8 protein-coding genes and 1 pseudogene are annotated in these 9,653 nt (G+C 73.2%); 2 read left to right on the top strand and 7 right to left on the bottom strand.

What is annotated here, in order from left to right; translation table 11 throughout:
* Both ABD308_RS20080 and ABD308_RS20075 read left to right on the top strand, forming a co-directional pair.
* Positions 1–1,150: pseudogene (locus ABD308_RS20080) on the top strand (hypothetical protein); the annotation flags it as partial.
* Between the two features lie 312 nt (positions 1,151–1,462).
* A complete protein-coding gene (locus ABD308_RS20075) occupies positions 1,463–3,754 on the top strand; it encodes a glycosyl hydrolase family 18 protein (protein ID WP_344337185.1) in 2,292 nt (763 codons plus the stop codon).
* Positions 3,755–3,807: 53 nt separating this feature from the next.
* On the opposite strand, the gene ABD308_RS20070 is transcribed toward ABD308_RS20075, so the two are convergent.
* The 7 genes from ABD308_RS20070 to ABD308_RS20040 all read right to left on the bottom strand — a co-directional run.
* The gene (locus tag ABD308_RS20070) at positions 3,808–4,515 is read right to left on the bottom strand and encodes a spermidine synthase family protein (protein WP_344337183.1); all 708 of its coding nucleotides are present in this window, start codon (positions 4,513–4,515) and stop codon (positions 3,808–3,810) included.
* A 105-nt stretch (positions 4,516–4,620) separates the two neighbouring features.
* The gene (locus ABD308_RS20065) at positions 4,621–5,679 is read right to left on the bottom strand and encodes a YeiH family protein (protein WP_344337181.1); all 1,059 of its coding nucleotides are present in this window, start codon (positions 5,677–5,679) and stop codon (positions 4,621–4,623) included.
* A gap of 7 nt (positions 5,680–5,686) precedes the next feature.
* On the bottom strand, positions 5,687–6,253 hold the full coding sequence (locus tag ABD308_RS20060; RefSeq protein ID WP_344337180.1) for a cysteine dioxygenase family protein: 567 nt from the start codon (positions 6,251–6,253) through the stop codon (positions 5,687–5,689).
* An 86-nt stretch (positions 6,254–6,339) separates the two neighbouring features.
* Positions 6,340–7,245, bottom strand: coding sequence for a LysR family transcriptional regulator (locus ABD308_RS20055; protein ID WP_344337179.1), 906 nt, complete (start codon positions 7,243–7,245; stop codon positions 6,340–6,342).
* Positions 7,246–7,376: 131 nt separating this feature from the next.
* A complete protein-coding gene (locus ABD308_RS20050) occupies positions 7,377–8,246 on the bottom strand; it encodes an amino acid ABC transporter permease (protein ID WP_344337177.1) in 870 nt (289 codons plus the stop codon).
* A complete protein-coding gene (locus ABD308_RS20045; protein ID WP_344337175.1) occupies positions 8,243–8,887 on the bottom strand; it encodes an amino acid ABC transporter permease in 645 nt (214 codons plus the stop codon). The genes ABD308_RS20050 and ABD308_RS20045 overlap by 4 nt, the downstream gene beginning before the upstream one ends.
* Before the next feature lie 14 nt (positions 8,888–8,901).
* Positions 8,902–9,653, bottom strand: a 752-nt coding sequence (locus tag ABD308_RS20040; RefSeq protein ID WP_344337173.1) for a glutamate ABC transporter substrate-binding protein, incomplete at its 5' end; no start/stop codon positions are given.

Genomic DNA, 9,653 nt, shown 5'->3' with positions numbered 1-9,653 from the left:
GGCGGCCGCCGCCCTGACCGCCCATCTGGCGGAGACCGCCGAGGAGCTGTTCAGCGGCGCCGGTACGGCCGAGCGCCGCGACTTCGCGCTGATCGCCGCCGCCCTGGCGGACACCGTCACCACCGCCGGCGCCGTCTACGCGGGCATCGGCGCCTTCCACCTGGACGGCCGGCCGACCGAGGCCACCCTGGTCGTCTCGCTGGCCCGCCACCCGCTGCCGATCACCGGGCTCGCCACCGAACTGGCCACCGTGCGCCGGCACGCCGAGGTCTGGACGGTGCTGCTGCCCGCCGGACCGGCCGCCGTCCTGGTCGAGGGGCGCAGCGTCCCGGTGCCGGGCCCGCTGGCCGCCGACGGGGGGCGCCGCTGGGCGGTCACCTCGGTGGTGGAGGCGTTCGTCCCGCTGCCGGACGGGGTCTCGGTGCTCTGCGTGCAGCTGACCACCGCGCAGCCGCAGGACTGGGAGCTGTACACGGACGTCTTCGCGGAGCTGCTGAAGAGCGTGCAGTTCGGCTGGGACGGCGTGCCCGCCACCCCGGTCGCCCCGGCCGCGGTGGCGCCCGCGCCGACCGTCGCCCCGCCCGCCGAGGCCGTGCCCGAGGCCGCCATACCCTCGCCGCCCGCCCCGGCCGTTCCCCCGGCTCCCCCGGCGCCGCCCGCGCCCCCGGAGGGCGCCACGCCGGTCCGGATCCCGCCGGCCGACTTCAACCCCTTCGCCCCGGTCGCCGACCCGACCCCGGCCCAGCCGATCCTGGTGCCCGCCGAGGCCGCGGACCCGCCCGCCCCGCCCAAGGGCACGCCGGTGATGGTCCCGCCTCCGGACTTCGACCCGTTCGGCATCATGGGGACCCCGGCCGCCGAACCGCTCCCGGCCGCCGCCCCGCAGCCCGCGGCCGCGCCGGTGACCGACCCGTTCGGCACGGTGACCGCCGCGGACCAGCCCAGCGACCCGTTCGGCACCACCATCCCGGCGCCGCCCAGCGCCCCGCCGGCCGTCCCCGCGTCGGCTCCGACCCCGGCACCGGCGCCGGCCAAGGGCACGCCGGTGATGGTCCCGCCGCCGGACTTCAACCCCTTCGCCCCGCAGCCCGACGACGCCCCGGCACCGCCGCCGCCCGCCGCCGCCCCGGAGCAGGGCCCCTTCGGCTGAGGACCGGGCACAGGCCCGGGCCGAACCCGCGCCGCCGCACCACCACCGCCCTGGCGACTCCGGTCGCCGGGGCGGTCGCCGTCCGCCACCTGGTCACCTCCACGATCGACAAGTGGTAGAGACCTATTGCCAGTTCATCCTCCGCTCCCTACTCTCGGCACAGGATCCCCCGTGGCACCCCGACGGCCCCGAGGACCGGTTCCGCGCCGCCCCCATGGCCCGGAGCACGCTGCTCCACGCACCTGACACCTCCCCACGGGTACGGGGCGTCCGGGCCTGCCCCGGGGGCGCCCCAGGACAGGAGCCACATCCATGCGCAAACGTCGGAACGGCCTGCCGTTGCTCGCAGCCGGGACGCTGCTGGTCCCCCTGCTCGGTGCCGCCCTCCCCGCCGGTCTCGCCCACGCCGCCTCCGAGACGGCCGCCCAGGCCGCCGCCGGGTCCCTGACCGCGGCCCTCACCAAGGGCAGTGACTGGGGCAGCGGCTACGAGGGCGGCTACACCATCACCAACGGCTCCAGCGCCCCGGTCAACGGCTGGACGCTGGAGTTCGACCTGCCCGGCGGCAACACCGTGGCGGGCCTGTGGAACGCCTCGTACACCACCTCCGCCTCCCACGTCACGGTGAAGAACCCCGGCTGGGCCTCCACCCTGCCGGTCGGCGGCACCTACAACGTCGGCTTCAACATCGCCTACTCGGGCGCCTACCAGCCCCTGACGAACTGCAAGCTGAACGGCAAGCCGTGCGACGGCAGCGGTGACGACCTGACCCCGCCGTCCGTCCCGGGCGCGCTGACGTCAGGCACCGTCACCCAGACCACGGCGGCGCTCTCCTGGACGGCGAGCACCGACAACGTCGGCGTCACCGGGTACGACGTGTACAAGGACGGCACCAAGGTGGCCACCACCGACGGCGCCACCACCGCCGTCACGGTGCAGGGCCTGACCGGCGGCACCACCTACCGGTTCACCGTCCAGGCCTTCGACGCGGCGGGCAACCGCTCGGCGGCGGCCGGCCCGGTGAGCGTCACCACCCCGCCGCCGATCGAGGACAAGGAGGCGCCGACCACCCCGGGCACCCCGACCGTCACCGGCTCGGACTCCAGCTCGATCTCGCTGAGCTGGGCGGCCAGCACCGACAACGTCGGCGTCACCGCCTACGACATCACCGCGGGCAACGGCCTGGTGACCACGGTCACCAGCCCCTCCGGCACCGTCGGCGGCCTGGCCCCGGACACCGAGTACACCTTCACGGTGAAGGCCCGCGACGCGGCCGGCAACGTCTCCCCGGTCTCCGGCCCGGTGACCGGCCGCACCAAGAAGGGCGGCACCGGCGGCGCGCTGAAGATCGGTTACTTCACCCAGTGGAGCGTCTACGCCCGCGGCTACAGCGTGAAGCAGCTCGACACCTCCGGCTCGGCCGGCCGGCTCTCGGTGATCAACTACGCCTTCGCCAACATCCACCCGACCACCAAGCAGTGCTTCATCACCAACAAGGCGGCCGGGCCGGACAACGACCCGAACGCGGGCGACGGCGCCGGTGACGCCTGGGCCGACTTCGGCAGGGGCTGGGACGCCGGCAACTCGGTGGCCGGCACGACCGACACCTGGGAGCAGAAGCTGGCCGGCAACTTCAACCAGCTGAAGCAGCTCAAGGCCAAGTACCCCAACCTCAAGATCCAGATCTCGCTGGGCGGCTGGTCGTACAGCAAGTGGTTCTCCGACGCGGTGGCCACCGACGCCTCCCGCAAGGCCCTGGTCAGCTCCTGCGTCGACATGTACATCAAGGGCAACCTGCCGGTGATCGACGGCCGCGGCGGCGCGGGCAGCGCGGCCGGCATCTTCGACGGCATCGACCTCGACTGGGAGTGGCCGAACTCCGACGGCCACACCGGGAACATCTTCCGGCCCGCCGACAAGGCCAACTACACGCTGCTGGCCCAGGAGTTCCGCCGTCAGCTGGACGCCCTCGGCGCCACCACCAACAAGCACTACACGCTGAGCGCCTTCCTCCCGGCCGACCCGGCCAAGGTCACCGCGGGCATCGACATCCCGGGCCTGTTCGGCGCCTTCGACTTCGCCACCATCCAGGGCTACGACTACCACGGCGGCTGGGAGATGGTCACCAACCAGCAGTCCGGCATCAAGGTCGCCGCCGGCGACCCGAACCCGCCGGCCCGCCAGTTCAGCTCCGAGGTCGCGATCGCCGCGTACGTGGACGGCGGCGCCCCGAAGAGCAAGCTCACACTGGGCATCCCGTTCTACGGACGCGGCTGGACGGGCGTGCCGCGCGGCACCACCAACGGCCTCTTCCAGACCGCGACGGGCCCCGGCCCGGGCACCTACGAGGCGGGCTTCGAGGACTACAAGCGGCTCAAGGACATGGCCACCACCGGTGGTTACACCATCTACCGCGACCCGGTGGCCGGCCACTCCTACATCTACAACGGGAACGTCTTCTACACCTACGACGACCCGACCGAGATCGCCCGCAAGACCGCCTGGATCAAGTCCCAGGGGCTGGCCGGCGCGATGATCTGGGCCTTCGACGGTGACACCCCGAACGGCGAGCTCATGGCCGCGGTGGACAACGGTCTGAAGTAGCCGACGGCCCGACGCGACCGCGCTCCCGGTCCGACGCCTGGCCCGTCACGCGCTCACCGCGCGCGGCGGGCCAGGTGCACGGCGTCCGGCACGCCCCGGGCCACCGCGACCTCCCGCGTCGTCACGTCCGTGAACCCCGCCGCCCGCAGCGCCCCCTCGAAGGCCCCGGACGGCCGCGCGCTCCACACCGCCAGCACCCCGCCCGGCTCCAGCCGCCGCCGGAGCGCCGCCAGCCCGTCCGGGCCGTACAGCCCGGCGTTGCCGTCGGTGACCGTCCAGTCCGGTCCGTTGTCGATGTCCAGGCAGAGCGCGTGGTAGTGGACGCCGTCGGCGACGGCCAGGTACTCCAGCAGGTCGGTGTGCAGCACGTCGACCCGCGGGTCGTCCAGCGCGCCGGCCGAGAAGGCGGCCAGCGGGCCGCCCCGGTGCCAGTCGATGATCGCGCCCTCGCGCTCCACCACGGCGATCCGCCCCCAGCGCGGCTCGGCCGCCGCGTGGGCCAGCGCGAAGCCGACGCCCAGCCCGCCGATCAGCACCGACGGCGCCGCCACCGGACCGGTCCGCTCCAGTTCGTCCAGCGCCGCCCGCACCAGCAGCCGCTCGGAGCGCCCGTCGGCGGTGTCCATCAGGAAGCAGCCGTTGGCGATGATCTCGTAGGTGCCGCCGCGCCGCCGCAGCGCCACCTCCCCGTACGGGCCCTCGCGCCGGTCGAGCGTGACGACGGCCGCGGAGCCGTCGCGTTCGGGCAGTGCGGTCGACATGCGGCGGGTTCCTCCACGGTGCTCGCGGACACGGACGCGCGGGCCCCGCCGACCGGCCGGGCCACCCGCCCGACAATAGCCCAACCCGTGGCGGACGCCCGGTGTTTATCCGATGGCCAGCACCCCGGCGTAGGAGACCCCCGCGACCATCACCCAGGAGCCGAGCCCCAGCAGCGCGATCCGCCCGCCGGTGCGCACCATGGTCGGCAGGTGGACGGCGCTGCCGAGCCCGAACAGCGCGGCCGCCAGCAGCAGTTCCTGGGCGTCCCCGGCGAGGGTCAGGGCCCGCTCGGGCAGCACGCCGGTGGTGCGCAGCGCGATCATGGCCAGGAACCCGGCGACGAACAGCGGCACCAGCGGCGGCCGCTTGCCGCCGACCGGCTCCGTGCCGGCCCGCCGGTGCGAGCGCCGGGCGGCCACCGCGACCCCGGCGACCAGCGGTGCCAGCAGCACCACCCGCATCAGCTTGACCAGCACGGCCTCGCGCAGCGCGCCCGCCCCGCCGGTCTGCGCGGTGGCGACCACCTGGCCGACGTCGTGCACGCTGGCGCCGACCCAGCGGCCGAAGCCGCTCGCGTCCAGGCCGAGCGGGTGCTGCAGCAGCGGCAGGACGGCGATCGCCAGGGTGCCGCAGAGGGTGACCAGGGCGACGGAGGCGGCGACGTCCTCCTCCTCGCTGCCGGCCGCCTGGCTGACCGCGCCGATCGCCGAGGCGCCGCAGATCGAGTAGCCGGTGGCGACCAGCAGCGGCTGGTCGCCGGGCAGGCCGAGCCGGCGCCCGAGCCAGAGGGTGCTGGTGAAGGTGGCGGCGACCACCGTGAGCACCATCGCGACGGCGGCCCAGCCGAGGCCGAGCACGTCGTCGAGGCTCAGCTTGAGGCCGAGCAGCACGATGCCCAGGCGCATCAGCCGCTTGCCGGCGGTGGAGAGTCCGGGCCGGGCGACGCCGCGGACCACCGGGCGCAGGCCGGGCAGGTGGGCGTCGGCGACGCCGAGCACCACGGCGGCGGTGAGGCCGGGCACGGCGGGCACGGCCCGGTGGACGGCGAACGCGGCGGCGACGCCGAGCGCGGCGAGCAGCAGGCCGGGGGCGTCGCCGCCGAGCGGGGGCAGGGCGCGGGCGCGCGACGGCCGGACCGCGCGGTCCCGGAGGGTCAGGGCCATGCGGGGCTCACCGCTCCTCGCCGGCGGGCAGCCGGTAGACGCGCCGGATGCTGGTGCCGAGCCGGGAGACGTCGGCGCCGTACACGTGGATCGAGACGGCGGTGGTGGAGCAGGCGTTGCGCACCCGGTGGATGTCGCCGGGCGGGGCGAAGGCGGCGACGGTGCCGGCCGGGCCGACCAGGTGCTCGGTCTCGACGAGGTGGGCGGTGCGCCCGTCGGAGACCAGCCGGTAGCGGGTCTCGCTCTCCTGGCCCTGGTGGACCCCGGCCACGCACCAGGAGACGTGGTCGTGGACCGGGGTCTGCTGGCCGGGCAGCCAGACCAGCGCGACGACGGAGAAGGAGCCGTCCTCCTCGGCGTGCAGGACGTGCTGGCGGTAGCGCTCGGGATCGCCCTCGCGCTGGTCCGCGGTGAGCAGTTCGGCGTCGCCGAGGTGCGGGGCGAGCCGTTCGCCGACCAGGTAGGCGGTGAGTTCGGGGGGCAGGCCGCGGTCCACGACCGCGCGGATCCCGCCGACCAGGGCGGTCATGCGCTCGGTGAGCCGGCCGCTGCCGACCGTGGCTGACGTTGTCATGCCGGCAGGTTCGCCGCCACCGAGCCATCACGTCCAAGGAGGGTTCTTTCGCTCTCCCCCCATCACCGCTTATCGATCGGCCGGGCTCAGCACCCCACCCGCGCGGCGGCGGCCTGCCGCAGGTGGTCCAGGACCAGCGCGGTCGCCGGGATCCGCCGGTGCTCGCGGAGCACGTACGCGCTGACCTGGCGCCGCAGGTGCGGCTCGACGGCCCGGCCGGTGACCTTGCGGTGGCACATGAAGGAGAGCACCAGCGCGGGCATCAGCGCGATCCCGACCCCGGCGGCGACCAGGCTCTGCACGGCGAGGTTGTCGTCGGTGGAGAACACGATGTCCGGGGCGAAGCCCTCCTCGGCGCAGACGTGCAGCAGGTTGGCCCGGCAACGCGGACAGCCGGCGATCCAGCGCTCCCCGTCGAGGTCGGCCAGCCGGACGGCGTGCCGGCGCCCGAGCGGGTGGCCGACCGGCAGCAGCACGGTCAGCAGGTCCTCCATCAGCGGGATCTCGTCCAGCCCGTCCGGCACCTCCGCGGGCGCCCCGGGATAGCGGAAGGCCAGCGCGATGTCGCACTCCCCGCGCAGCAGTCGCTGCACCGAGTCCGGCGGCTCGGCCTCCAGGAGCTCGACCCGCACGCCGGGGTGCTCGGCGAGCAGCCGGGCCATCGTCTCCGGTATCAGGGTGGCGTTGGCGCTCGGGAAGGCGCAGACCCGGACCCGTCCGGCGCGCAGCCGGCCCAGCGCGGCGAGCTGCTGCTGGGCGGCGGAGAGGCTGCCGAGGATCTGCTCGGCGTGCCGGGCGAGCGCCTCGCCCGCCTCGGTGAGCCGCAGTCCGCGGCCGGCCCGGGTGAACAGCGGCAGGCCGACGGTGCGCTCCAGGGCCTTCATCTGCTGGGTGATGGCGGGCTGGGTGTAGCCGAGTTCCCGGGCGGCCGCCGAGTAGGAGCCGGCCTGGACGACCTCGTGGAAGGTCCTGATGTGCCGAGAGTCGAACACCGGCTCCACTGTCGCTCCGTCCGGCCGTCGGGTCGCTGTCCGGCAATCATAAGCAGAAATTGGAGGTACCGAGCCAGACCTCGCTCACACCTATGGTTTACCGCTGAACCACCCGCCTCCGGACCACCTCCTCACGGCTGCGCGGACGGCGGCACCCCCATCGCCACCTCGGCCGGCGCCACCGGGGCTCCGCCGCGCACGCTCGGGCTGCGCCGGCTGCGCCGCTCGACCCAGTGGGCGAACCAGGAGAGCAGCAGACACATGCCGATGTAGATCGGCGCGATCACCATGACCACCGGGATGAACGGCAGGTCGTAGTCCAGGTTGGTGGCGATCAGCTTGCCCGCGTGCAGGAACTCCTCGTAGGTGATCAGGAAGCCCAGCGAGGTGTCCTTGAGCGCCACCACCAGCTGGCTGATGATCGCCGGCAGCATCGCCCGCGCCGCCTGCGGCACCAGCACGTACGTCATCACCTGGAACTTGCGCATGCCGAGCGCGAAGGCCGCCTCCCGCTGGCCCGTGGGCACCGCGAGCACCCCGGCCCGGAACACCTCGGCGAGCACCGAGCCGTTGTAGAGGACCAGCCCGGCCACCAGCGCCCAGAGCGGGGCGACCTTGAGGGCGACGAAGATGAAGAAGATCATCACCAGCAGCGGCATGGCCCGGAAGAACTCCACCACCAGGGTGGACAGCCAGCGCACCACCCGGTGGTCGGAGAGCCGCCCGACGGCGAACAGCGCGCCGAACGGCAGGGCGAACAGCACCGTCCAGCCGAAGGCCTTGAGGGTGTTGGCGAGCCCGCGCAGCAGCAGGTCCTGGACGCCCTCGTACTGGAAGGCCGTCCACTTGGCCGCGGTGAACTGGTTGGTGTGGAAGAGCATGTAGACGATCCAGCCGATCAGCGCGGCGATCGCCAGCAGCGCGATCCCGCCGTACAGCCGGTGCCGGGCGAGCGCCTTCGGGCCGGGGATGTCGTAGAGCGCCGAGGATTCCACCGTCATCGCGACACCGCCAGTCGTCGTTCCATCAGGTTGAACACGGCGCTGATGGCCAGGGTGATGATCAGGTAGCCGACGGCGATCCAGACGAAGGTCCAGATGATGCTGTAGCCCAGTTCGTTGATGGTCCGGTAGGTGCCGAGCAGTTCGGTGACGCTGAACGAGCCGGCGATCGCGGTGTTCTTCGCCAGCGCGATCATCACACTGCCGAGCGGGGCGATCACCGAGCGGTACGCCTGCGGCAGCACCACCAGTCCCATCGTCTGGCCGAAGGTCATGCCCAGGCTGCGGGCCGCCTCGCCCTGCCCGACCGGCACGGTGTTCACACCCGAGCGCATCGCCTCGCAGACGAACGCGGAGGTGTAGCAGCCGAGCGCGAGCACCGCGAAGGTGAAGAACGGCAGGGTGATGTCGAAGCGCGGCAGGCCCAGCACGACGATGAAGAACAGCAGGGTCAGCGGGGTGTTGCGCAGCAGGGTCACCCAGGTGGTGCCGAACACCCGCAGCGGGCGCACCGGCGAGACCCGGAAGCTCGCCATCAGCACCCCGAGCACCAGCGACAGCACGGCGCTCACCGCGAACAGCGAGAGGGTGCCGAGGAAGCCGTCCCAGTAGGTCGACCAGTTGTCGGTCAGCGTTTTCACAACCCGGCCCTTCCTCAGTACCGGTCGATCGGCGGCGGAGCGGGCGCGGGCACCCCGGACAGGCCGAGGGTCGCGTCGTACGCCTTCTTCCAGTCGCCGTTCTGCTCGTGGTGCGCCAGCGCGTCGTTGAGCGCGGCGCGCAGCACGGTGTCGTTCTTCGGCGTGCCGATCCCGTACGGCTCCTGGGAGAACGGCTCCCCGACCACCTTGAGCTCGTCCGGCACCTTGGCCGCGTAGCCCATGAGGATGGTGTTGTCGGTGGTGACGGTGTCCACCTGGGAGGTGATCAGGTTGTCCACGCAGGCCGAGTAGGTGTCGTAGCCGATCAGGTGCGCCTTCGGGTACTGCTTCTGGATCCGCTGGTACGGGGTGGAGCCGGAGGCCGAGCAGACCGTCTTGCCGTCCAGGTCCTGCGGGCCGTTGATGTCCTTGTTGTTCTTGCGCACCAGCAGCGACTGCCCGGCCAGGAAGTACGGCCCGGCGAAGCCGACCAGCTTCTTGCGGTTGTCGTTGATGGTGTACGTGCCGACGTAGTAGTCGACCTGGCCGTTCTGCAGCGCGGTCTCGCGGTTGGCGGAGGCGATGGTCTTGAACTGGATCCGGTCCGGGCCGAAGCCGAGGTCGGCGGCGACCATCTTGGCGATCTCGATGTCGAAGCCGGAGTACTCGCCGGTGGCCGGGTTCTTCTGGCCCAGGTAGGGCTGGTCCTCCTTGGCGCCGACCACCAGGTGACCGCGGCCGCGGGCCGCGTCCAGTGTCGGCGAGC

It is taken from the genome of Kitasatospora putterlickiae (assembly GCF_039527695.1).
In the GTDB taxonomy this organism is placed as follows: domain Bacteria; phylum Actinomycetota; class Actinomycetes; order Streptomycetales; family Streptomycetaceae; genus Kitasatospora; species Kitasatospora putterlickiae.
The sequence above is the reverse complement of the archived record's forward strand: the minus strand, read 5'-3'. Positions and strand labels throughout refer to the sequence as shown.